General features: G+C 56.9%; 22 protein-coding genes and 1 pseudogene. 20 read left to right on the top strand and 3 right to left on the bottom strand.

What is annotated here, in order from left to right:
* The first annotated feature begins 53 nt into the window (after positions 1 to 53).
* The 13 genes and pseudogenes from TU76_RS04320 (at position 54) to TU76_RS04260 (ending at position 12355) form a co-directional block, all read left to right on the top strand.
* Positions 54 to 563, top strand: coding sequence for a disulfide bond formation protein B (locus tag TU76_RS04320; RefSeq protein ID WP_048351146.1), 510 nt, complete (start codon positions 54 to 56; stop codon positions 561 to 563).
* An 810-nt stretch (positions 564 to 1373) separates the two neighbouring features.
* Positions 1374 to 2312: a ubiquinol oxidase subunit II gene (gene cyoA, locus TU76_RS04310; protein ID WP_019823755.1), complete on the top strand. Its 939-nt coding sequence runs from the start codon at positions 1374 to 1376 to the stop codon at positions 2310 to 2312.
* Positions 2313 to 2315: 3 nt separating this feature from the next.
* Complete coding sequence (gene cyoB / locus TU76_RS04305; protein ID WP_019823753.1) at positions 2316 to 4340, top strand: cytochrome o ubiquinol oxidase subunit I; 2025 nt, start codon at positions 2316 to 2318, stop codon at positions 4338 to 4340.
* 3 nt (positions 4341 to 4343) lie between these two features.
* Positions 4344 to 4967, top strand: coding sequence for a cytochrome o ubiquinol oxidase subunit III (locus TU76_RS04300; protein WP_037031938.1), 624 nt, complete (start codon positions 4344 to 4346; stop codon positions 4965 to 4967).
* The gene (cyoD, locus tag TU76_RS04295) at positions 4967 to 5293 is read left to right on the top strand and encodes a cytochrome o ubiquinol oxidase subunit IV (protein ID WP_016779556.1); all 327 of its coding nucleotides are present in this window, start codon (positions 4967 to 4969) and stop codon (positions 5291 to 5293) included. The genes TU76_RS04300 and cyoD overlap by 1 nt, the downstream gene beginning before the upstream one ends.
* 11 nt (positions 5294 to 5304) lie before the next feature.
* Positions 5305 to 6192, top strand: coding sequence for a heme o synthase (gene cyoE, locus TU76_RS04290; RefSeq protein WP_048351145.1), 888 nt, complete (start codon positions 5305 to 5307; stop codon positions 6190 to 6192).
* A gap of 118 nt (positions 6193 to 6310) precedes the next feature.
* Positions 6311 to 6581: pseudogene (locus TU76_RS25570) on the top strand (IS110 family transposase); the annotation flags it as partial.
* A gap of 433 nt (positions 6582 to 7014) precedes the next feature.
* On the top strand, positions 7015 to 7482 hold the full coding sequence (locus TU76_RS04280) for a hypothetical protein (RefSeq protein ID WP_019823747.1): 468 nt from the start codon (positions 7015 to 7017) through the stop codon (positions 7480 to 7482).
* Positions 7483 to 7744: 262 nt separating this feature from the next.
* Positions 7745 to 8443, top strand: a complete 699-nt coding sequence (locus tag TU76_RS04275) for an ABC transporter ATP-binding protein (RefSeq protein ID WP_048351144.1) — start codon at positions 7745 to 7747, stop codon at positions 8441 to 8443.
* Positions 8440 to 9636: an ABC transporter permease gene (locus TU76_RS04270; RefSeq protein WP_403211834.1), complete on the top strand. Its 1197-nt coding sequence runs from the start codon at positions 8440 to 8442 to the stop codon at positions 9634 to 9636. The genes TU76_RS04275 and TU76_RS04270 overlap by 4 nt, the downstream gene beginning before the upstream one ends.
* Positions 9629 to 10852, top strand: a complete 1224-nt coding sequence (locus TU76_RS04265) for a TolC family protein (protein ID WP_269457742.1) — start codon at positions 9629 to 9631, stop codon at positions 10850 to 10852. The genes TU76_RS04270 and TU76_RS04265 overlap by 8 nt, the downstream gene beginning before the upstream one ends.
* A gap of 38 nt (positions 10853 to 10890) precedes the next feature.
* Positions 10891 to 11106 (top strand): hypothetical protein, encoded by a 216-nt coding sequence (locus TU76_RS25740; protein ID WP_269457743.1) that lies wholly within the window; start codon positions 10891 to 10893, stop codon positions 11104 to 11106.
* Positions 11093 to 12355 carry an efflux RND transporter periplasmic adaptor subunit gene (locus tag TU76_RS04260; RefSeq protein ID WP_019823740.1) on the top strand — a complete coding sequence of 421 codons (1263 nt, stop codon included), beginning with the start codon at positions 11093 to 11095 and terminating at the stop codon, positions 12353 to 12355. The genes TU76_RS25740 and TU76_RS04260 overlap by 14 nt, the downstream gene beginning before the upstream one ends.
* 53 nt (positions 12356 to 12408) lie before the next feature.
* On the opposite strand, the gene TU76_RS04255 is transcribed toward TU76_RS04260, so the two are convergent.
* Complete coding sequence (locus tag TU76_RS04255) at positions 12409 to 13218, bottom strand: hypothetical protein (protein ID WP_048351143.1); 810 nt, start codon at positions 13216 to 13218, stop codon at positions 12409 to 12411.
* Between the two features lie 160 nt (positions 13219 to 13378).
* Positions 13379 to 14158, bottom strand: coding sequence for a DNA-binding transcriptional regulator KdgR (gene kdgR, locus TU76_RS04250; protein WP_019823736.1), 780 nt, complete (start codon positions 14156 to 14158; stop codon positions 13379 to 13381).
* A gap of 212 nt (positions 14159 to 14370) precedes the next feature.
* Between kdgR and TU76_RS04245 the strand changes: the two genes are divergently transcribed.
* The 6 genes from TU76_RS04245 (at position 14371) to uxuA (ending at position 21851) form a co-directional block, all read left to right on the top strand.
* On the top strand, positions 14371 to 15372 hold the full coding sequence (locus TU76_RS04245) for a sugar kinase (protein WP_048351142.1): 1002 nt from the start codon (positions 14371 to 14373) through the stop codon (positions 15370 to 15372).
* Between the two features lie 4 nt (positions 15373 to 15376).
* Entirely contained in the window at positions 15377 to 16588 is a 1212-nt protein-coding gene (manD, locus tag TU76_RS04240) for a D-mannonate dehydratase ManD (RefSeq protein WP_019823733.1), read from the top strand.
* A 78-nt stretch (positions 16589 to 16666) separates the two neighbouring features.
* The gene (locus TU76_RS04235) at positions 16667 to 17701 is read left to right on the top strand and encodes a Zn-dependent oxidoreductase (RefSeq protein ID WP_019823731.1); all 1035 of its coding nucleotides are present in this window, start codon (positions 16667 to 16669) and stop codon (positions 17699 to 17701) included.
* Positions 17702 to 17908: 207 nt separating this feature from the next.
* Positions 17909 to 19189, top strand: a complete 1281-nt coding sequence (locus TU76_RS04230; RefSeq protein WP_019823729.1) for an MFS transporter — start codon at positions 17909 to 17911, stop codon at positions 19187 to 19189.
* An 11-nt stretch (positions 19190 to 19200) separates the two neighbouring features.
* Entirely contained in the window at positions 19201 to 20658 is a 1458-nt protein-coding gene (locus TU76_RS04225) for a mannitol dehydrogenase family protein (protein ID WP_048351141.1), read from the top strand.
* Positions 20659 to 20675: 17 nt separating this feature from the next.
* Complete coding sequence (gene uxuA, locus TU76_RS04220; RefSeq protein ID WP_019823725.1) at positions 20676 to 21851, top strand: mannonate dehydratase; 1176 nt, start codon at positions 20676 to 20678, stop codon at positions 21849 to 21851.
* Between the two features lie 157 nt (positions 21852 to 22008).
* Here uxuA and TU76_RS04215 read toward each other — a convergent pair whose 3' ends face one another.
* Positions 22009 to 22896, bottom strand: a complete 888-nt coding sequence (locus TU76_RS04215) for an SDR family oxidoreductase (protein ID WP_019823723.1) — start codon at positions 22894 to 22896, stop codon at positions 22009 to 22011.
* 118 nt (positions 22897 to 23014) lie between these two features.
* Here TU76_RS04215 and TU76_RS04210 point away from each other — a divergent pair, with 118 nt between their 5' ends.
* Entirely contained in the window at positions 23015 to 23929 is a 915-nt protein-coding gene (locus tag TU76_RS04210; RefSeq protein ID WP_048351140.1) for a LysR family transcriptional regulator, read from the top strand.
* Positions 23930 to 23968: the final 39 nt, after the last annotated feature.

Genomic DNA, 23968 nt, shown 5'->3' with positions numbered 1-23968 from the left:
AGGTCTGGGTGTAAACTGCGCGGCTTACACACAATCAGGCTAAGGGACGCGGGATGACGAATGACATGTTGCAACTGGGCCGGGAGAAGCGCTTCCTGGTTCTGCTCGGGCTGATTTGCCTGGCGCTGATCGGCGGCGCCCTCTATATGCAGATCGTGCTTGGCGAGGCGCCTTGCCCGCTGTGTATCCTGCAGCGCTATGCCCTGCTGCTGATCGCGATCTTTGCCTTTATCGGCGCCGCGATGCCTACCCGGCGCAGCCTTACGGTGCTTGAAGTGCTGGTGGTGCTGAGCGCCATTGGTGGGATCGCCGCTGCCGGACGTCACGTCTACATCCTGGCCAACCCGGCAGTCAGCTGCGGTCTTGACGCGTTGCAGCCGATTGTCGATGGCTTGCCACTGGCGGCGATCTTCCCGCTGGGGTTTCAGGTGGACGGCTTTTGCTCAACCCCTTACCCCCCCGTGCTCGGCCTGTCGCTGGCGCAGTGGGCACTCGCGGCCTTTGTGATGACTGCCGTGCTGGTGCCTCTGGGCATTTACCGCAACCGTCAAAAAGCCAACTAAGCAAAGCGTTAAATTTGCCATGAGTCGCCTCGTTCTTCCTCTGGATGTGCGGGGCGTTTTTTTGTCCGCGCGCAAATGTAAAGAGGGTGTTAACCGGGGGTGGAAAAAGGGTGCGCAACACTGCGACATATTGTCACGGAGCGTTTGTCGCAGGGCGTGTCTTCATCTGACAGACGGTCTTTCAAACGTATGACTTCGTGTAACGGCTCTGAGACGTTTTGACGCTGATGACGGGGTTGAAAAGTACGTGGCGAGACTCAACGCAAATCGGCTGTAGCCCTTTTTATTTGGGCGTTCAGGAGGGGTAGGGGTGTGGTTGTCGTGCGCTAAAAAGGGGCGCTGAAATCGAGGGGTAATGGCGTGCTACAGCCACGAGCAAGGGGGGTGTCAAAGCGCGGGGCGTAATAATAGGTAGGGATTGTTACCTAGGCCGAGAAGAATTATTTCCGGATGAGACATGGTTTATAGAGAGCTACCTAACTACAATCGCCCGCACTGAACGTCCAGCCTGCTCATCCCTGAGCCCAAGCGGGAAGTTGAAGGCCGACTGGGTTGTTCAATACAGGCGTCCCATGCGACTCCCAGGTACTGGCAACCCTTCTAAGTTCCGCACCAAATGGAATTGGTCTGTGACAAGGCCATTGACCACGTATCGAATAAGAAATCACTGCTAACCCGGAATTTGCCCGTTCGCCTGATGGTGATAGAGCAGGCTTTTATTCAATTCCGGAAAAGAGCCAACCCTTGGCAGGGCGAAGTGTTGGCGAAAAAAACCAACTGCATTGTGCAAGCTGTTTTAGAGGTCGTGAGATGACTAAAAAAAGGTACCCCAGACTCCTTGGCTTATTGCCACTTTTCGGCATGTTGCTGCTGGGAGGTTGCAAGTGGACGCTGCTGGATCCAGTGGGGCAGGTCGGGGTCGAAGAGCGTAATCTGATCATCACCGCTACGTTGCTGATGCTTCTGGTCGTAGTGCCGGTCATCATTATGACCCTGGTCTTCGCGTGGAAATATCGTGCGTCGAACACCAGCGCTACCTACACGCCGAAGTGGTCGCACTCCACCAAGATCGAAGTTGTGATCTGGACCGTGCCGATTTTGATCATCATCGCCCTTGGCGTGATCACCTACAAATCGACCCACGCGCTGGACCCGTATCGTCCGCTCGAATCTGACGTCAAGCCGATTACCATCGAAGTGGTGGCTATGGACTGGAAGTGGCTGTTCATCTACCCGGAACAGGGTATCGCCACCGTCAACAAGATCGTGTTCCCGGCCAACACACCGGTCAATTTCCGTATCACTTCTGACACGGTCATGAACTCGTTCTTCATTCCGGGCCTGGGCGGTCAGATCTACGCCATGGCCGGTATGCAGACCAAGCTTCACCTGATTGCCAACCGCAACGCTGAAATGGAAGGCATCTCTGCCAACTACAGCGGCGCTGGTTTCACCGGCATGAAATTCAAAGCGATCGCGACTTCTCAGGCTGAATTCGATGCCTGGGTAAGTGAAGTCAAAGCATCACCTAAACAGCTTGAACAAGCTGAATACGAAGCCTTGAGCAAACCAAGCCAGAACAATCCCGTTGAGCTGTTCTCCTCGTACACACCGAACCTGTTTCAGAAAATCGTCGACAAGTACGAAGGTATGACTCCAGGCAAGCCGGTCAAGCACGAGAAGAAAGAAGTGGCCGGGATCGATGGGGTGGACACAAGTTCGCATTCAGCTGCCGGGGCAGAGGAGTAAACGATGTTTGGTAAATTAAGTTGGGAAGCGGTCCCGTTCCACGAGCCGATTGTCATGGTCACCATTGCCATGATCGCGCTCGGTGGTCTGGCGCTGTTTGCGGCAATCACCTACTTCAAGAAGTGGACTTACCTGTGGACCGAATGGCTAACGTCAGTCGACCACAAGAAAATCGGCGTGATGTACATCATCGTTGCCATGATCATGCTGCTGCGCGGCTTTGCCGATGCCGTCATGATGCGTACCCAGTTGGCCATGGCCACCGAGGGTTCGCCTGGCTACCTGCCGCCTGAGCACTATGACCAGATCTTCACCGCTCACGGTGTGATCATGATCATCTTCATGGCGATGCCATTCTTCACCGGCCTGATGAACCTTGCAGTGCCGCTGCAGATCGGCGCACGTGACGTTGCTTATCCGTTCCTGAACTCCCTGAGCTTCTGGCTGCTGGTGTCCGGCGTTGTGCTGGTCAACCTGTCCCTGGGCGTCGGCGAATTCGCCAAGACCGGCTGGGTTGCTTATCCGCCGCTGTCGGGCTTGCAGTACAGCCCTGGCGTGGGGATGGACTACTACATCTGGGCACTCCAGCTATCGGGGTTAGGTACGACGTTAACCGGGGTTAACTTCCTGGCGACCGTACTGAAGATGCGTGCTCCTGGCATGAAGCTGATGGACATGCCGATCTTCACCTGGACCTGCACCTGGGCAAACGTCCTGATCGTGGCTTCGTTCCCGATCCTGACCGCTACCCTGGCACTGCTGACACTTGACCGTTACATGGATTTCCACATTTTCACCAATGAACTTGGTGGCAATCCAATGATGTACGTCAACCTGTTCTGGGCGTGGGGTCACCCTGAGGTGTACATCCTCATTCTTCCGGCGTTCGGTATCTTCTCCGAAGTTATCTCCACGTTCACCGGCAAGCGTCTGTTCGGTCACCACTCGATGGTCTACGCCTCCGGCGCGATCTCGGTGCTGGGCTTCATGGTTTGGCTGCACCACTTCTTCACCATGGGTTCGGGTGCAAGCGTCAACGCCTTCTTCGGTCTGGCGACGATGCTGATTTCGATCCCGACGGGGGTCAAGCTATTCAACTGGCTGTTCACCATCTACCAGGGCCGTCTGCGCTTCACCAGCCAGGTTCTGTGGACCCTGGGCTTTATGGTGACCTTCGCTATCGGCGGCATGACCGGCGTACTGCTGGCCATCCCGGGTGCTGACTTCGTACTGCACAACAGCCTGTTCGTAATTGCTCACTTCCATAACGTGATCATCGGCGGCGCGGTATTCGGTTACATCGCAGGCTTCAGCTTCTACTTCCCTAAAGCGTTCGGCTTCAAACTGAACGAGAAGTGGGGCAAGGCAGCGTTCTGGTTCTGGTGCGTCGGCTTCTTCGTAGCCTTCATGCCGCTCTACGCGCTGGGCTTCATGGGTATGACCCGTCGTCTGAACGCCAGCACCAACCCTGAGTGGGTGCCTTACCTGTACGTTGCCCTGTTCGGCGCAGCACTGATTGCAATCGGTATTGCCTGCCAACTGATCCAGTTGTACGTCAGCGTACGTGACCGCAAGCTGCCAGAGAACGCCTGCGAGCACGGCGATCCGTGGAATGGCCACACCCTGGAATGGTCGACTTCGTCGCCACCTCCGTTCTACAACTTTGCTGTAGTGCCACGGGTCGACACCATCGACGCGTTCACCGAAGCCAAGGAAAACGGTACTGCGTACAAGGCCCCGGCCAAGTACTCGCCGATCCACATGCCTAACAACACCGCAACCGGTGTGTACATGGGTGCTTTGTTGACCGTGTTCGGTTTCGCAATGATCTGGCACATCTGGTGGTTGGCCATCGTTGGTCTGGTCGGCACTGTCGTGGTCTTCGTTGCCCACGCTGCCCGTGATGACCAAGGCTACATGGTGCCGGTTGAGACCATCGAGCGTATCGAGGCTGAGCAGCACAAGCGTCTGGTAGCCGCAAAAGCAATCCCGGCTTCCCGTGTTGAAACCAAGTTGGAACAGGCTTAAACCATGTCGAACTTAGCGACCACTGCTGGACACGCTCATGGTCACGACCATGAGCACGAGGAACACCACGACGCGGGCGAGACAACCATATTTGGTTTCTGGCTCTACCTGATGACCGACTGCATATTGTTCGCGTCGATCTTCGCGGTATATGCAGTTCTGGTTAACAACGTAGCGGGTGGCCCGTCGGGCCACGACATCTTCGAGCTGCCATACGTACTGGGTGAAACTGCCCTGTTGCTGTTCAGTTCGATCACCTACGGCTTCGCCATGCTGGCGTTGTTCAAGGGCAAAAAGCAGCAGGTGCTGTTCTGGCTGGGCATGACCTTCCTGCTCGGTGCAGGCTTCATCGCCATGGAAATCAACGAGTTCCACCTGTTGATCTCCGAAGGCTACGGCCCTAGCCGTTCGGGCTTCCTGTCCGGGTTCTTCACCCTGGTGGGTACCCACGGTCTGCACGTGACCAGCGGTCTGATCTGGATGGCGATCATGATGTATCAGGTGCAGAAAAACGGCCTGACTTCGACCAACAAGACCCGCCTGAGCTGCCTGAGCCTGTTCTGGCACTTCCTGGACGTGGTCTGGATCTGCGTATTCACCGTTGTTTACCTGATGGGGACTTTGTAATGGCTAACGCACATTCCGACGGCGCCAATCACGGTAGCGTGAAGTCCTATGCAATCGGCTTCATCCTGTCGGTGATCCTGACCGTTATTCCGTTTGGGCTGGTGATGTACCCATCGCTGCCTAAATTCACCACGCTGGCGATCGTGCTGTTGTTCGCCGTGGTGCAAGTTGTAGTTCACCTGGTGTACTTCCTGCACCTGGACCGCTCGCCTGCTCAACGCAACAACGTCACGGCGCTGGTATTCGCGGCCCTGGTTATTGTGCTGCTGGTGGGCTTGTCCCTGTGGATCATGTTCAGCATCCACACTGAAATGATGGCGAAGTGAGGTAAGACCCGATGTCCTTTAAGCACTTTATCCAAATCACCAAGCCGGGGATCATTTTCGGTAACGTGCTTTCTGTGGCAGGTGGGTTTTTCCTGGCCTCGAAGGGGCATTTCGATCTTGCCCTGTTCCTGGCCGCGGTAATCGGCACCTCCTTGGTGGTAGCGTCCGGTTGTGTGTTTAACAACTGCATCGACCGCGACATCGACATCAAGATGGACCGCACCAAGAACCGCGTACTGGTTCAAGGCCTGATCTCCCTCAAGGTGGCGCTGATTTACGCCACCTTGCTGGGGGTCGCCGGCCTTGCCCTGCTATATCGCGTAGCCAACCCGCTGGCGGCTCTGTTCGCGGCGATCGGCTTTGTGATCTACGTCGGTCTGTACAGCCTGTACTTCAAGCGCAAGTCGGTTCACGGCACGCTGATTGGCAGTCTGTCGGGTGCAATGCCACCGGTTATCGGCTACGTCGCAGTGAGCAACAGCTTCGACATGGCCGCACTGACCCTGCTGGTGATGTTCAGCCTGTGGCAGATGCCGCATTCCTACGCCATCGCGATCTTCCGCTTCAACGATTACCTGGCCGCATCGATTCCGGTGTTGCCCGTGAAGCGCGGGATCAAGGTTGCCAAGAAGCACATCCTGCTCTACATCCTCGCGTTCCTGATCGCGACCCTGATGCTCACCCTCGGCGGTTACGCCGGTATGAGCTACATGGCCGTGGCTGCCGCGATGGGCATGTACTGGCTGTACATGGCGTGGACGGGCTACAAGGCCGTCGACGACAAGGTCTGGGCACGCAAGCTGTTCGTGTTCTCGATCTTCACCATTACCGCACTGAGCGTCATGATGTCCCTGGATTTCAAAGCGCCCGCCGAGTTGCTGCTGACTTACGCGCACTAAGATAGCCAGACTGAAAAACCCCGCCTTCGAGAGGAGCGCCGGTTAATCAGGTGGTCACCCCCAACACCCTGTGAAGGCTTCGCTTTCACAGGGTGTTTTGTTTTCGGTGGCCATCATCATGAGCGAGTCCGCACTGATCGGTATCGATCTGGGCAAACATACTGTGCGCCTTCACGGCCAGGACAAGTCGGGCCGCGAGGTGTTTCGCAAAAAATGCTCCCGAGCGCAGATGATGCGGTTTTCGGCAACATGCCGCGCTGCGTCGTGGTGTTGAGGTCTCGCGTTCCTCGATGCTTTTAGTTGCGCCCCAAACCGAATCCCGGCAAACCCTCTCCGTGCTGCACCGTAGGCGCGAGTCGCTGGTGCACGAGCGTCCCCCAACGGCTAATCACTCCAATGTAGTGGCGTGAGCCTTGGCCAATAAGCTGGCGCGTATCGCCTGGGCGATAGCGGCCCAACCTACGCAATACGAAACGGGGGCAGTCCATTTTAAGCGGGCGCGATAGCCCTTAAATGCGCCAACGAAGCTCATCTCCCAAGTCGTTCAAAGCCCAGTTGTTCTGGTATAGGTTGCGCCGAAAAGACCCGCTGAAGCCTCGACGATCGTCGAGCTGTCATTTGGCGAGCAAACCACCACGGTGAAATAGCGGTCTTCCGATCCTGGGGGGGCGCCGCTTTGTCCGTGGACTTGCCGTGGTTTTTTGCCCTACATACCGGCCAGATTTTGCTTGCATATATCCATACGGTGAGATGATCAAATTGACGTTCTTAGTTTCAGTCTAGGAACTAAGTAAATTACAACTATAAATTAAGGTGCGCATGATGATTGATCGATCTTTTAGGTTGGCCCTGGTTGCTTGTACGCTTGCGAGCAGCGCTATGTTTGTAAGTGTTTCTGCGAGTGCTAATTCTAATTTGATAACCAAAGAATTTGCGGTTGGTTGTAACGGTGGTGATTTTGGTGGGCGTGCGACTGGTGTATATACTATAGACCCGAAAACACGTGCCATTTCGGCGCATATACAAAAGTACAAAATCTTCAGGTTTGACAATAAGAGTGCTGGTAATAAAGCCAATCTTAATATGGGTATGAGCCATTCGAATACTACCACGGCTATGAGTGTTTACTCGGCGGATAACTTGAGGCAGGACGACACTTGGCGTAGTGTGTCTTTGAGCAGGTGGTTGCATCAGGTTCCAGGCTATCCGGTTAGTGTTGGTGTTGAGTTTGTTTTTGATAAGTCTGGGAAGGACCCGAAGTGTAAGGCTTCTACAGTACTTGCTCAGTAAGTTGTTTATGTTTGTGCGGGCAGTGTTGATGGCTGTCTGCGGATAGTGTAGTGGCTGCGCGCTCTTGTCGGTGTAAAGTCACCCGCAGGTGCGCGCGGTTTGAAAAGTAAGATTCCTCGCTGTTCTTATGTGTGTCTAAAGAGATTGCTTGATGTTCAAAAGGTAGTGATTGCGTTCTCCTGTCATGCAGTTGTCGTATTCGCGTGCTCTCCCTCTCCTGGGCTAACAACGAGTCACTGTTTTTAAAGGGTTAAGGGTTGTCATGGATAATTTGATATGTATTTCTATGAAAGGTATCAGTAAAAGTTACCGTCATGACGCAAAGACCCTCCAGGTTTTAAAACATGTCAATTTTCAGGTGGGTGTGGGAGAAACATGCGCTATTGTTGGGCCGTCTGGCTCAGGTAAAAGTACGCTTCTAAGCATTATCGGTTTGCTGGATTTTCCTGATGAGGGCGACTATCTACTGATGGGGCATTCAGTTGCAAATGCTCAGAGTGATGAGCTGGCAATGCTTAGAAAGTCAGAAATAGGATTTGTTTTTCAGCATTATAATTTAATTGCCCGTTTGAGTGTTCTGGAGAATGTGGCCTTACCGCTCCGTTATAGGGGGGTTGATCGTGCGAGCGCTCTAGAACAAGCCATGCAGATGTTAGGCAGGGTTGGAATGGCGGATCGTGCCCGCTTCAAATCTGCCGATTTGTCAGGGGGGCAAAAGCAACGAGTGGCGATTGCACGCGCGCTCATAGGTCAACCCTCCTTGATTCTTGCCGATGAACCGACGGGTAGCCTGGACAGTGAAACTGCCCGTGAAATACTTGAGTTATTGTTGTCGATACAAAAAGAACAACGGGTCACGTTGTTGATTGTGACCCACGACAATCAAGTTGCGCATCTGATGCAAAAAAAAATCAGGGTGCGGGGTGGCAGGGTTGAGGAGATGGGAGCATCCGTCCTTTGAGTACGTTAATAATGCTCCCATTGAATCAGGCTATTGAAGATGCACTTGACAGTTTCCGTACATTGTCCAGACGTTCGGCCTTGGCGCTTCTGGGTATCGTAATAGGCAGCGCCTCCATTGTTGCGATCATCAATATCGGGCACAACGCGGGACTCGATGCTGCCTCTATATTTCAGGGTATGGGGACCGATACGTTAGTCGCACAGTTGCCGGATAAAGAGGATGCGCAGGTGTCGTTGCTCTCTATAGATGCTGCGAAAATCGAGGGGTTGGATCTCCCTGGGCTGCAGATAACACCGACAGTATTCGCCTCCATCAGCCTGGTGTTTAATAATCGTTCAGTCAATGCCCGCCTTGTCGGGACCGAGTCTTCTTTATTTAATGTGATCGCGCTGTCGTTACTTAAGGGGCGATTCCTGCATGAGTTTGATTTTGAAGAAAACGTTGTTGTTCTCGGTCATCAAGTAGCCGTCTCATTGAGTGAGGGAGGTTCTAGAATCCAAGTAGGTGATTGGCTTAATATCAATAACTACTTGTTTAAGGTTGTGGGTATTTTGAAATCGAAGACGAACTCGATGGTCAGTCCTGTTGTTGTCGACGATTCGGTCTTTATACCGTTGCATGCTATTTCCCGAGTAGAAAGCCAGACCGCGCTGCGTGATCTGATTGTCCGTGTTCCTCCCCCGCTCAATATTGAAATCGCTGCCCTGCGGTTACATGATCAGTTGGCCCGTACTTTTGAATTTCGTTCAGTTCAAATAATGGTTCCACAACAGATAATCGAGGGTATGAACCGCCAAAATAGAACGTTCCATTATCTGTTGATAGCACTCGGTGCTATTGCTCTGGTGGGCGGCGGTGTGGCGGTTATGAATGTTATGTATATGAACGTTTCCGAGCGACGTGTTGAAATCGGTTTGCGGATGGCTATTGGCGCTCGCCGCCAGGACATACGCAATCTGTTTCTAATCGAAGCGCTCGCGCTCAGTACGCTGGGTGCTGTGTTGGGTGCGGGCGTGGGTATAGCGCTGGCCTGGCTGTATGCCGTGATATCGGGGTGGGCATTTGAGTTGGCGATGCTGTCCATCCCGTTGGGCGTTTTAAGCACGTTACTGGTCGGCGTTTTCTTTGGGTTGAAACCTGCAATTGCGGCTTCGCGCCTTACGCCTGTAGAGGCGCTCCGTGATGATTAAATTAGCGGTTGTTACAAGCGCTGCGTGCTGTGTTTTGATCCTGTCGAAACAGCTGGCAGCCGCCCCTGCTCGAGTCGACGCCGGCGTGCCGCACCAGAGCGAGTTGCGCAGTGACTTGTTGAGTCAGCACTCCATCGATCTGTCCCTGGCTGAAGCTGTTTCGTTGGGCCTACGCCGCAACTACAGCATCCGCAGCCTCAAGCTCCAGCGTTTGCGGGAGAAGTTCGATTTGCTCGTGGCAGATGACCTGTTCAACCCAAAACTCAAGCTCAGTGGTACTCACCGGCTATCCAGGGGCAGCGTCGACAGCAGTCGCTCTACTGGCATTACGCCCAAGGTGAGCCTGCTGGGTGAGTATGGGACCAACATTGATCTGAGCTGGAACCAGCAGCTCAATGCCACGAAAAATTCGGGTGACATGAGCAGTGATGGCCTGGGGCTGACGTTGACTCAACCGTTGCTCAGGGGGGCAGGTAAAGAAGTCACGACGGCACCCTTGCGCCTGGCCAAATTGACCGAGCAAGTCAACCAGTTGAATGTGAAGGCGAGCGTATCCAAAACCGTGTACGACATCATCGCGGCCTACCGTACGCTGATGAAATCCCAGACTCAGGTAACGCTTGCTATGGAGGCGCTTGGTCGGGCCGTCTCGCTGCTCAATATCAACAAACAGCTGATTGGTGCGGGTCGAGTAGCGGAGTTTGACGTTGTCCAGATAGAGGCGGATATCGCGACACAGGAGTTGGCGGTAGAAGAGGCGAAAAATCAGTTGGCGGCGAGTCGATTAGTGATGCTCAAGCTGTTGGCACTCGATCTGGAGACGCCTGTGCGTGCCAGTGACACCCTGCAAGTGACTCGGCTTGATATTGATCAGGCGACTGCGCTGAAAGTGGCGCAGGCCAGGCAGCCGCAATACCTGGCGACGCTGTTACAGAGCGAACAGGCATCGATCAACCTGTTGGTCGCGCAAGACCGGGGGCGTTGGGATGTGTCGTTGGTGGCAGGCGTCAATCAGCAACGGGACAATCACAGCATCAATGGCTCCAATCGGACGTGGGACAGTTACACAGGTCTGAAGCTGGAGATTCCTATTGGAGATATCAGCATCCGCCAGGCCAAGGTCAATGCCCATACTCTGGTTGAGCAGCAGCAGTTGTATCAGGAGGAGGCGCTTATCGATTTGAAGCGTCAGATCACCGATTCCGTTGGGGCCTGAACACTCTTTGGCGTCAGCTTGAAATTTCCCAGCGGGTCATGGACCTGTCCAGGCGCAAGCTGTCCATCGAGAACGACAAGTTGAATGCTGGCCGATCCAGCAACTTTCAAATCATCAGTTTTGAAGCCGACTTACGTGCGGCTGAAGATGCCAATTTGAGCGCGAAGATTTCATATCTGGATGCCAGAGCCCAGCTGGATGTGCTGCTGGGCGTGATGCTGGAGAGCTGGGAGATATCACTTGAGAGTTTTTGATCGGTCCAATGCCCTGGCGGGGCGCTGGAAGTATTTTGCAGCTTTGGGCCTGCTGCTGACCTTGGCCTTGGTTTTGCTCCTGCCGGCGACCCCGGACGGCCCCGTTACCTGGGTGGCGGTCAGTAGTCAGAAGCTGGAGCATGAAATCGGCCTGGTCGGCAAAATCGAACCGGTTGAGACAACCATCATCACTGCTCCTTTTGAAGGTTTTGCCTTGGCCAATGAGTTGCGGCCCGGTATGCAGGTCGAACAGGGGCAGGCATTACTGTCGCTCGATACGGCGCTGCTAGAAATCAAGGTCAGGGATGCTCTGGCCAACAAACTGAAAATGCAGCAGGCCATTGAAGTCTACGAGGCATGGGCGACGGGGCAGCAGATGATGCGAGCCAGGCAAGCGCTCAGAGTGGCCGAACTGTATGCGGGCAGTCTTGAACTTGAGCTTTCTCAGGTCGAGGAGCTGTATCAAAAAGGTATTGTTCCGCGTAACGAGCGCGATGCCTTGAAGCAGCAACATAACCTGCAGTCGCTTGAGCTGACGGCTGCCAAAAGCGAGCTCAAGCATGTGCAGGCAGCCGGCAAGGGTGAGGCCAGAACCATTGCCGATATGGAGTACCAGAATGCATCCATCGCCCATCAACAGCTAAGCGCCTTGCTGGAGCACAAGACGCTCCATGCTCCGTTTTCGGGTGTTGTGTTGTCCCTTGGGGCGCCGCAGTCGACAGCGGGCGAAGCGGGGGGGCTGCACCGGGGCGTTCTTTTGGCTACAGGTCAGCAACTCATCAAGCTGGGCAACATGAAAGGTCTCAAGGTTGTTACCCAAGTGGCGGAGTCGGACGTGAACAAATTTGTCCTGAACCAGGACGTAGCTATAGCCGGCGATGGCTTTTCGGGGCGGCAACTCAGTGGTTACGTCAGCGCCATCAGTCAGTTGGCCGTTCAGGATGACAACGCTGGTAGTGCTGCCAGATTCCCGGTCACCATCACCGTAAATGCCCCCGAGGATGGCGACTTCAAAAATGTCCGGTTGGGCATGAGTGTGCACATGACCATCGTGACATACCGCAACGAGAACAGTTTCATCATCCCACACGCAGCCGTGGAACAGGCCGGTGATGCCATGTTCGTAGAGCACCGTGAAAACCTGGACGCGCCAGTGGTGCGGCGCGAGGTCACGATTGGCCAATCCACTGCCCAGGGGGTTGAGGTGTTCGGGCTGAACTCCGGGTTTGTGAGTGTGAGAAGCCTGTGAGAACACAGCGCTTCACACGGCCCCTTTTGGGAGCGGGCTTGCTCGCGATGGCATCACTCGGAATCTGACGTCGCAGGGGTCTTGAGTCCGGCTTTCCAGGGCGAGTACTCGATTCTATGGAATGCGCTGCCTATCCCTCTGGCGTTGGGTTCAAAGCCCGGCATGGTGCTCAGGTTCATTTGCTTGCAGCGCTGGACCAGGCTGGCAAGTAAGGTATCGTCCTGCTTGAACTCAGCGGGACGCAGGGCATGGGGATCCAGACTGGCCGCACATTCCAGCACCTTGCCTGTGCTGTCGCTCATCATCATGAGCGTGGCGACACCGATGCTGTCGATGGGCAGCGGGGCAAGCAAGTGCTTGAACAGAAAATCGTTTTGCGCCTTGTCCAGCAACGCTGCCGCGCGTTGTTCGCGGTCCTCGGCACTGAGCCCGGTGAGGGGATAAACCGCGACCGGAGCGACGACTTTAGCCGTCCTGGTCCTCGAATTGATCAGTGACGAAGGCAGTTCGGGGAACACCGCCGTCCAGCATATTGACACCAGATCGGTCGCCAGTGTGCGGTTGTAGGGGTAGATCCGGTTATCCAGCTTCGTGTTGGGTTGAGTGTCGCAACCAATGATGCGGTTCTTGTCATCAACGGTCATTACCAGGTTGAAGCTGCCATTGCGGCCCTGGGCGTTAGCCAGATCAGCCTCTCGGGCAAGCACCTTGCTGATCAGCTTTTCATAAACCCCGCGTTGCAGGGCCTGCTCCTTTTCCTGGGCAGGGGTGAGCCTGGACGGTTTGTCCGGCGCGCGGGTGCTGGATTGGCAGCCGGCCACCAGGAGGGCGGCAAGGACGAGGGAGAATGAGGGTTTTAACATGACGATCCTTGTGCGAGAGGCAGGCCGGGTAGAGTCCTTGCCGACTTTTAAACGGCGTGCAGTTTATCGCATTCAAGGAGCTTGTTGCAGTTGGGTTTTATTCGCGTTAGAGGCAAGTGCTGCACTTTCCTGCGCAGCGCAGCAGCCCCTTGCTTCACCCTTACGGATGCCAGCCCAACTGACTTGAAACCTGCTGCGAAGCCACCATCAGCTGTTTCACATAGTCCTGTTTCAGTTCTTCGCGAAAGCGAAAGCACGGGAACGACACGCTCATGCCGCCAATCACATGGCCGAAACGGTCGCGGATGGGGGCTGCGAGACAACGCATGTTGTCTTCGAATTCTTCATGGTCTTCGCCATAACCCTGCTCGCGAACCAGCGCCAGTTCCTGCAGGTAGGCGTCGATGCTGGTGAGGGTGTTGGCGGTGCGCCGCTCGAAGCTTTCTTCACGCAGGAGCGCAAGCAGTTCGTCTTCTTCCAGCCAGGCCAGCAGTACCTTGCCGATGCCGGTGCAGTACAACGGCGCCCGGCGCCCGATGCGCGAGTACATGCGCAAGTTGTATTTGGAGTCGATCTTGTGCACGTAGACGATGCTGCCTTCGTCGAGGATGCCCAGGTGCACGGTCTCGCCAGTCAGTTCGTTGATGCGGCGCATGCCAGGTTCGGCTTCGCGCACGATATCCAGATGGGGCAGGGCCTGGGCCCCCAGCTCGAACAGCCGCACGCTCAGGCGGTAGCGGTCTTCCGCATCCTGAACCACATAACCACGCGCCTTGAGTGACTGCAAAAAGCGATAGACCGTGCTCTTTGACATGTCCAGCTTCTGTGCAATTTCGGAAACGCCACTCTCTTCCGGGTGTTCGGCCAGGGCTTCAAGCACAGCCATGGTCCGGCCGACGGCAGAGACGAGTTCGTTGTTCTGGGTGGTGCTGTTGTCCATGAAGGCTCCAACGCAATTTAAAAAAACAAGGATATACCGTAGAGAATCGAAACGCTGTTTCATTTTTCTTGACGGTGTTCGGATTTTGATTAAACTCGGCCTCAAGCGAAAAAATGAAACGCCGTTCCAAAAATAATAATCAGCTCGATGCACTGTCACTCTCAGGTGCCTGTGTCGACGCAAAGCGACCCATAAAAACAAGGCGCGCAGAGATGACGGTAACCCTCGGGCATTGCCCACAGGCCAATTTGACCCAGCCCCTGCGGGTGGCACTGGTGGGCGAGTGCATGATCGAGATGCGCGGCCAGCCGGGTGCCGTGTTCAGTCAGACGTTCGGTGGGGACACGCTCAATGCGGGGGTCTACCTCTCTCGTCTGGGCAAGGGCAACGGGATTGTTGCCGACTATGTAACCGCCATCGGCGCGGACTCTTTTAGCGATGCCATGCGCCAGCTCTGGCGTGACGAAGGTGTCGGCGATCAGCATGTGCGGGTGATCAAGGACGCGCTGCCCGGTCTGTATTTCATCCAGACCGATGACCAGGGCGAACGCCGCTTCTCTTACTGGCGTGGCGAAGCTGCCGCACGGCGGGTTTTCGACGGGCCTGAAGCAAGCGCCGTTCTGCGCGCCTTGGCCGACTACGACTATGTGTACCTGAGCGGTATCAGCCTAGCGATCCTCACCACCGAAGGCCGTGAACGCCTGATGCAGGCTTTGAGCCTGGCCCGCGAGGGCGGCACGCGCATTGTCTTCGACAACAACTACCGACCCCACTTGTGGCCCGATGCGCCTTCAGCGCGCAAGGCTTACAGCGACATGCTGCGCCTGACGGACCTGGCCTTGATCACCTGGGATGACGATGCCGTGCTGTTCGGTTATGCCGATCAAGAAGAGCTGTTTCGCGCTTATGAGCAGTTCGGTGTGAGCGAAGTTGCCCTCAAGCGTGGCCCTGCCTCGTGCTTGATCCAGTGTTCGACAGGCCGTTTCGAGGTACCCGCTGAGCAGGTGCAGCACATTGTCGACACCACGGCAGCGGGCGACTCCTTCAGCGCGGCCTATCTAGCCTGCCGCTTGCAAGGTGGTACCCCGCAGCGCGCTGCACGCTGGGGCCACATGCTGGCTGCCGAGGTGGTTCAGCATCCCGGCGCGCTGATCCCCGGAGTCGCCATGCCAAGCCTGAACATGCCTGAATTCTCTTCTGTCGCCGAGGCCTGAACCCATGAAAATTGTTGAAGCACGCGTGATTGTTACCTGCCCGGGTCGCAACATGATCACCCTGAAAATTGTCACTGACTCCGGTGTCTACGGCATCGGCGATGCCACCTTGAATGGTCGCGAAATGGCGGTCGTTGCCTACCTCGAAGAACACGTGCTGCCAGCGCTGATCGGACGCGATGCCCAGCGCATCGAGGACATCTGGCAATACCTGTACCGCGGTGCCTACTGGCGCCGTGGCCCGGTGACCATGACCGCGATAGCCGCGGTGGACGTTGCGCTGTGGGACATCAAGGCCAAGGCCGCCAATATGCCTCTCTACCAGTTGCTCGGTGGCAAGAGTCGCGAGCGGGTGATGGTCTACGGACACGCTACAGGCAAGGACATCGAAGGGTGCCTGGCCGAAGTCGCCCGCCACGTGGAACTGGGTTACAAGGCGGTGCGCGTGCAGTGCGGGATTCCGGGCATTGCCACTACCTATGGTGTGGCCAAGCGCAGCGGTGAACGTTACGAACCGGCCGACAGCGACCTGCCCGCCGAACATGTATGGGACACCGCCAAGTACCTCAACCATGCCCCCAAGCTGTTCGCCGCCGTGCGCGAACGCTTTGGCGATGACTTGCATATCCTGCATGACGTTCACCACCGCCTCACGCCGATTGAAGCCGGGCGTCTGGGTAAAGCCGTGGAGCCGTTCAATCTGTTCTGGCTGGAAGACTGCACCCCGGCCGAGAACCAGGAAGCCTTTCGCCTGATCCGCCAGCACACCACCACCCCGCTGGCAGTAGGCGAGGTGTTCAACTCGATTCATGATTGCCGCGAGCTGATTCAAGAGCAGTTGATCGACTATATCCGCGCCACTCTGGTTCATGCGGGCGGCATCACGCATGTGCGGCGTATCGCCGATTTTGCAGCGCTCTACCAAGTGCGTACCGGCTTTCATGGCGCCACCGATCTGTCGCCGGTCACCATGGGTGCGGCGCTGCATTTCGATACCTGGGTGCCCAATTTCGGGATCCAGGAGCACATGCCCCACGACCCGCTGACTGACGAAGTATTCCCTCACGCCTACCGCTTTGAAGACGGTCATTTCACGCCCGGAGAAACCCCGGGGCATGGCGTGGATATCAACGAAGAACTGGCTGCCAAGTACCCCTACAAACGCGCCAGCCTGCCGGTCAATCGCCTTGAAGACGGCACGCTCTGGCACTGGTAGACACCGCTTAAAAGCTTTTTTGTACGACTGTGAATAACTATAAAAAACCGGGCGTCATGTCCTGGCAGGAGTTACCCGATGAAAGCGTTTCAAGTAAGAGCTCCCTTTGAATTCGGCCTGGCCCAGGTCGATGTCCCGCAACTGGCGCGCAACGAGGTCCGGGTTGAGGTGGCCTATGCGGGTATCTGTGGCTCGGACCTGCACATCATTCACGGGCAGAACGCCTTCGTGCGCTTTCCTCGGGTAACCGGCCATGAATTCTCCGGCGTTGTGAGCGAAGTGGGCGCGGACGTGGAGCAGATCACGGTCGGCGACCGCGTGTGTGTCGACCCGGTGATCAGCTGTGGCACCTGCTACCCCTGCCGGATCAACCGCCCCAACGTCTGCACCGGGCTGCAAGTGATTGGCGTACACCGCGACGGCGGTTTCAGTGAGCAGGTCTGTGTGCCGGCGAGCAATGTCCATCGTCTGCCTGACGCCATGTCGCTCAGCCATGCCGCGCTGGTGGAACCGTACTCCATCGCCCTCAACGTACTGGACCGCATGCAGCCCCACCCTGGCGACAGCCTGTTGATCTATGGCGCTGGCGTGATCGGCCTGACCCTGGTGCAAATGGCTCGGGCGCTGGGCCTGACCGACATTACCGTGACCGATGTAATTGACGAACGCCTGGATACTGCCCGCGCGTTGGGTGCCAGTCGCACCCTCAATGGCAAGGACGTGGACGTCGAGGCCACGATGCGTGAACTGACCCACGGTGAAGGCGTGCCGCTGATTGTCGATGCTGCCTGCATACCGGCACTGATGCCGCAAATGGTACGCATCGCCTCACCGGCGGGGCGTATCGGCCTGCTGGGTTTCAGCACCACGCCAACCGACTTGATTCAGCTGGAAATGATCAAGAAAGAACTGACGCTGGTAGGGTCCCGTCTTAACAACCGCAAGTTCGCCCGGGTGATTGAACTGATCGCCAGCGGCAAGTTGCAGGTTCAGGAAATGATCAGCCACCGCGTCCAGTTTGATGAGATGCCGCAAGCCATTGCGCTGATCGAAAACCACCCCGAGCAGACCCGCAAGGTGTTGGTGCAACTGAGCGCCAAGGATATTTCGTAGCCGTTGCCGCAGGCTACGTTCGGTTGCGCAGCAATCGTAAATCCAGAGTCCTTGGTTTGCCTGACACACCAGTGAACCTGACCTTGCGACAGCTTCGCTGCCGGACGCAGCTTGCGTCAGCTGCTACGAGTTTTGCGCACCGCAAAAAGTTACACGTGCCCCATGCCGGGCACCCTCACCGAATAAAACAACAAGCGGGAGGTTCCAATGTTTGGTCAAGGTCGTACGTTAGTCATCATCATGCTGTTCCTGGCAGGCGTTATTAACTACCTGGATCGCTCGGCATTGTCCGTAGCCGCCCCCTTCATCCAGAAAGACTACGGTCTGACCACGGGTGAAATGGGCATGATCTTCAGTAGTTTTTTTGTCGGCTATGCCGCATTCAACTTTATCGGCGGCTGGGCAGCTGACCGCTACGGCGCAAAAACCACGCTGCTGCTGGCCATGGTGCTGTGGTCGCTGTTCAGTGGTCTGACGGTATTGACCGTCGGCTTCATGTCGCTGGTGTTTATCCGCATTCTGTTCGGCATGGGTGAAGGCCCGTTGAGCGTGACCACCAGCAAGATGGTCAACAACTGGTACACGCCCAAGCAGCGAGCGCGGGCAATTGGTACCTCCATGTCGGGTACCCCCTTGGGTGGCGCAATTTCCGGACCGGTAGTGGGCTTTATCGCCATCAGCTACGGCTGGAAAGTGTCGTTCATCATCATCATGTTGGTGGGCCTGGTGTGGGCTGCCGTCTGGTACAAGTTCGTCAAGGACAAGCCTGAAGGCAAGATTGCCGAAGAGATTGCGCAAGGCGAAGGCAATAGCCAGCTGGCCTCGCAACCGGTTCATCCGCTGCGCTACTACCTCAAGCAGCCGACCGTGTTATTCACCTCGCTGGCGTTCTTTTCGTACAACTACACGCTGTTCTTCTTTCTGACCTGGTTCCCTAGCTACCTGACAATGGCCCATGGCCTGAACGTTAAAGAGATGAGTATCGCCACGGTTATTCCATGGTTGCTGGGCTTCCTGGGCCTGGCACTGGGCGGCTTCATTTCCGACTTCGTGTTCAAGAAGACCGGGCGGATGATGTTTTCGCGCAAAGTGGTACTGGTCACCTGCCTGTTGGCATGCGCGCTTTGCATCGGTTTTGCCGGGGTCGTCAAAACCCTGTATCCGGCAGTGGCGCTGGTGGCTCTGGCGGTGTTCTTTCTATACCTCACCGGCGCCATCTATTGGGCAATTATCCAGGACACGGTACCGGCCGCACGGGTGGGTGGTGTGAGTGGCTTCATGCACTTTCTGGCCAATACCTCGGGCATCATCGGCCCGACCCTGACCGGCTTTCTGGTGCAGTTTACCGGCTCGTTCACCAGCGCGTTCCTGTTGGCGGGGTTGCTGACCATCATCGGTGCGGTGTGTGTCGCACGCTATGTCAAACCGTTGCCAGTGGTCGATGAATCCGACAGCGCCCAGCCACGTTCGGCCCTGAGCCATTCCTGAGGAGAAGGTTGATGCCCGTCGTTCAGCGTGTCCCCTCGGTGGCAACTGCAGCCGAAATCGGAATCGTGCATTTGGGCCTGGGAGCGTTTCATCGCGCTCATCAGGCGGTTTATTTGCAGCGCCATCTCAATCGCCACGGTGAAAGCCCGTGGGGAGTGTACAGCGCCAACCTGCGTTCCAATCGCGCGCTGGTCGAGCAACTGCGCGAGCAGCAATGCCGCTATTCGGTGGCCGAGTACCGTGACCGTGAACAGGTAACGTTGCGCGACATCACCGTGTTGCGTGAGGCGCTGTACGCAGGTGATGGCGGTGAAGAGCTGCAACTGCTGTTGCAGCGCATGGCCGACCCGCGCACCCGGATCGTGACCCTGACGGTGACTGAAAAAGGCTATTACCTTAGCCCGACCACGGGGCAGTTGCGCCTGCAAGACCCGGCGATTGTCCATGATCTGGCAAACCCTCAGGCGCCGCGTACAGCACCCGGCATTGTGCTGGAGGCCTTGCGCCGCCGGTATGAGGCGGGCATTCCGGCGTTTACCGTGTTGTGCTGCGACAACATGCCCGACAACGGCCAGCGCACCCGTCAGGCAGTGAGTGGCCTGGCCGCAGCGCGAGACCCTGAGCTGGCGCAGTGGGTTGAGCAGCAGGTGGCGTTTCCAGGGTGCATGGTCGACCGCATCGTCCCGGCGATGGATGCGCAGGCGTTCACCCGGCTGGAGGAGCAACTCGACTGTCATGACCGTGCGGCAGTGGTGTGCGAAAGCTTCAGTCAGTGGGTGATCGAGGACCATTTCCCGCTCGGGCGCCCCGACTGGGAAGTGGAGGGTGTGCAGATGGTGGCGGACGTGCGTCCGTTCGAAACCATGAAGCTGCGCATGCTTAACGGCAGTCATTCACTGCTGGCGTACATCGGCTTGCTCGCGGGGCATGAAACGGTGTTCGACGCGATCAGCGACCCGGATCTGGCGCGTTGCATCCGCCATTACATGGCCCGGGAGGCTGCGCCAACACTGGATATGCCGCCTCAGATTGATGTGGCGGGCTATGCACGCGACCTGTGCGCGCGTTTTGCCAACGACAGCTTGCAGCATCGCCTGCGACAGATCGCCATGGACGGTTCACAAAAATTGCCGCAGCGCTGGTTGCAGGGTGCGCAACAACTGCTCGACGCGGGACGCAGTATTGACTGTGTCGCGTTGGGCATCGCGGCCTGGATTCACTACTGCACGCAGCCCTTGCCGGGTGCTGAACCCCATGGGGTCGACGATCCGCTGAGCGCCACTTTCGCCGATATTGCCGGTCGTTTTGAGGGGGCGCAGCGGGTCGACGCCTTTCTCGAACTGGATCAGGTATTCCCGATCGTGTTGTCAGCACAACCCGCCTTTCGCGATGCGGTTCAGCGTGCTTATAGCGCACTGGAACACACTGGCATGGGCGTTCATCTAAAAACTTTTGCAGCACACAACTAACAAAAAGGGAGATAGACATGGAACAGACTTGGCGTTGGTTTGGCCCCAAAGACCCGATTTCACTGGCTGATGTGCGCCAGACCGGGGCGACCGGGATTGTCACCGCGTTGCACGAAATCCCCAATGGCCAGGTGTGGCCGGTGGACGCGATTGCGGCACGCAAGCAGATGATTGAGGCGGCCGGTTTGACCTGGTCGGTGGTAGAAAGCATCCCGGTTCATGAAGACATCAAGCGCGGTTGCGGGCGCCGTGACGAGTACATCGCCAACTACCAGCAAAGTGTGCGCAACCTGGCGAGCTGTGGCATTGATATCGTTTGCTACAACTTCATGCCGGTGCTGGACTGGACCCGTACAGACCTGGCCTGGGAGATGGAAGATGGCGGCTGGGCACTGCGGTTTGATCAGACCGCATTTGCAGCCTTCGACCTGTTTATCCTTCAGCGTCCTGGCGCACAGGCCGAGTACAGCGCCGAAGATACCCTGCAAGCCAAGGCCTACTTCGACAACCTGACACCGGCCCAGAGCGAGAAGCTGGTCAACACGTTGATTGCCGGTCTGCCGGGTGCCGAAGAGCATTACACCCTTGAGGATTTTCGTGCCCTGCTGCGCACCTACGCCGACATCGACGAAGCGAAGTTGCGTGAGCATCTGGGGCACTTTTTACGTGAAGTGATCCCGGTCGCTGAAGAGTCGGGTGTGCGCATGGCAATCCATCCGGACGACCCTCCGCGGGCATTGCTGGGACTGCCGCGTATTCTGTCTACCGCCGCTGACGCGCAATGGTTGCTGGATGCCGCGCCAAGCCCGGCCAACGGCCTGACCTTCTGCACGGGCTCCTACGGTGTGCGTGAAGACAATGACCTGGTGGCAATGGCCAAGCAATTTGCGCCCTTCATTTACTTCACTCACTTGCGCTCGACCCGTCGCGAGGCGGATCCGCGCAGCTTCCACGAAGCGCACCACCTGGGGGGTGACGTAGACATGGTCGGAGTGATTGGTGCGCTGGTTGCAGAGGACCTGCGACGTGAACGCGAAGGCGGGCCGCGCTTGCCATTGCGTCCGGACCACGGCCATCAGTTGCTGGACGACCAGCACCGCAAGAGTAATCCGGGCTACTCCCTGATCGGTCGCCTCAAAGGGTTGGCCGAAATACGCGGTGTCGAGCTGGCGATGCGTCAACAGCTGGCGTGACCTCACTACCGTGGGAGCGAGCCTCAAGAACGGGAGAGCTTGCGTAAGCTTCCACGGTCGCGTGTACCGGTTCTGCGGCCGCTTCGTCGCAGTGGCGCACCATCCCGAACGCAGCCTCGTTCTATTCGTCAGCGGCAGCGGTGGAGGCGTTCGGGTATCAATACTCAAAAACCTTGCGGTGCTTCTGCACAAAATCTTCCCAGCGGACCGGCTGGCGGCCTGTTATTTCGAAGAAGTTGTCGAAGGTCTCATCAACCCCGGGAATCTGCCCTGCAGCCATGCGTGTGAAGTTGTCCTTTACACAGCTCATGTAAGCCATTTCTGCTCCGGCTGCGCGCATGTTGTCCAAAAATACCTGCGGTGACTGGGCGTTGTAGCTGAAGGGTTGGCCCAGCAGGCGGGTCATGATGGCTGCGATGTCGCCATAAGATTGCACGTCGTAGCCCAGTCGGTAGGTCTGGCCCGCATGTTTGCTCGGGTTAAGCAGTGCTTGTGCCGCTACTCGGGCAACGTCTTCGCCGTCTACCCAACTGAACGGTGTATCACCGGTGTATTGCTCGATGACCCCGGATTTTACGGCCTGGGTGCCATCGTAGCTGAGCAGGTTTTGCATAAAGCACTCAGGGCGCAAGTGGGTGAACGAGAAGCCCGACCACTCAATGTAGCGCTCCACAAACTGGTGCCAGGCCCAATGGCCGATGGTGGTGTCGTCACGTCCGCAGGCGCCCAGATGCACTATGTGCTGTACGCCGGATTTTTTCGCCTGGTCGAGAAACGCCTTGCTCTGGCGCAGCATGTCCACGGTGTAGCCGGTGACAAGCAGAGCGCGATCGATACCTTCCAGCGCCGGGGCCAGGGTCTCTTCTTTATCGAAGTCCAGGATGACGGTGCGAATGCCCTGGGCTTCAAAGGGCTGAGCCTTGGCCGGGGAGCGTACAGCTGCGACCAGCGTGATGGTGTCGTCAGCCATCAGGTTGCGCAGGGTATCGCCGCCGATCTGGCCGGTGGCGCCGGTGATTAAAACGGTGGGTTTGTGCGAGGTCATAAATACGCCTGATGCTTGAGTAAGGACTAGGTGCGAAAGCTTACTGGGGAAATGAAAGCGTATTTACGATACATTTTATCGAATCAGATGAACTGAATTCACCAATGGCGGGGCGTGCATGTTTTCTTCCGAGCGCTTGAAGGGTATCGATGTGTTTGTCTGCGTCGCGGACTCAGGCAGTTTCCGGGCGGCTTCCGAGCGCTTGAACCTGACCGCTTCGGCGATCAGCAAGGCCATTGCCCGGCTAGAAAACAGGCTTGGGGTCCGCTTGTTTGAGCGCTCCACCCGACGCCTGGCATTGACCGATGCCGGAACGGCCTTCTATCGAACCTGTACTGGGGTGTTGGCCGAGCTGGAAGAGGCCGAGCTCGCCATGCAGCCTGACAATGCCGAGCCCCAAGGCCGGATCCGCATCGACTTGCCTGCGGCCTTTGGACGTTTGCAGGCGTTGCCGGTGATTTTGCAGTTTGTTCAGAAGCATGCCCTGCTGCTGCCGCACATTTCGTTTTCGGACCGTTTTATCGATCCGATCGAAGAGGGAGTGGACATCGTCGTGCGGGTGGGTGGGCCTGATATCTGGCCTGTTGGGTTGGAGCATCGGTTTCTGGGCCGTGAGCGGCATGTGTTCTGCGCCGCGCCAGCCTATCTGGAAAGCTGCGGGACGCCCCAGACTGATCGCGATCTGGAGCATCATCAGTGCGTTGCCTACGGTCGGGCCGACGGCACGGTCAGCCCGTGGTGTTTTTCCGGCAGTCGACCGGGTGAGACCGAGCGTCGGGTGATGGCTGCCAAGTACATTGTGGGGGATGGTGAAGGGCAGGTGATGACGGTGCTGGCGGGGTGCGGCATTGCCCAGTTGCCCACTTGGCTGATCAAGCAGCATTTGGCCGATGGCTCTTTGATCGAAGTGCTGCCACACCTGGCAAGCGAAGGGTTGGCAATCAATCTGGTGTGGCCAAAAAGCCGTCAGGGCTTGCCCAAGGTCAGCGCGTTGTTGGATGCCCTCGCCGCCGGGTTGATACCGTTGGTGTAAGTGTGGATGTTTGGCCTGAATTGCCCTTTCGCACGCTGT

The sequence above is a fragment of the Pseudomonas psychrophila genome, assembly GCF_001043005.1.
GTDB classification, from domain to species: Bacteria; Pseudomonadota; Gammaproteobacteria; order Pseudomonadales; family Pseudomonadaceae; genus Aquipseudomonas; species Aquipseudomonas psychrophila.
Note: the sequence above shows the minus strand (reverse complement) of the source record. Positions and strands in the feature narration are given on the sequence as shown.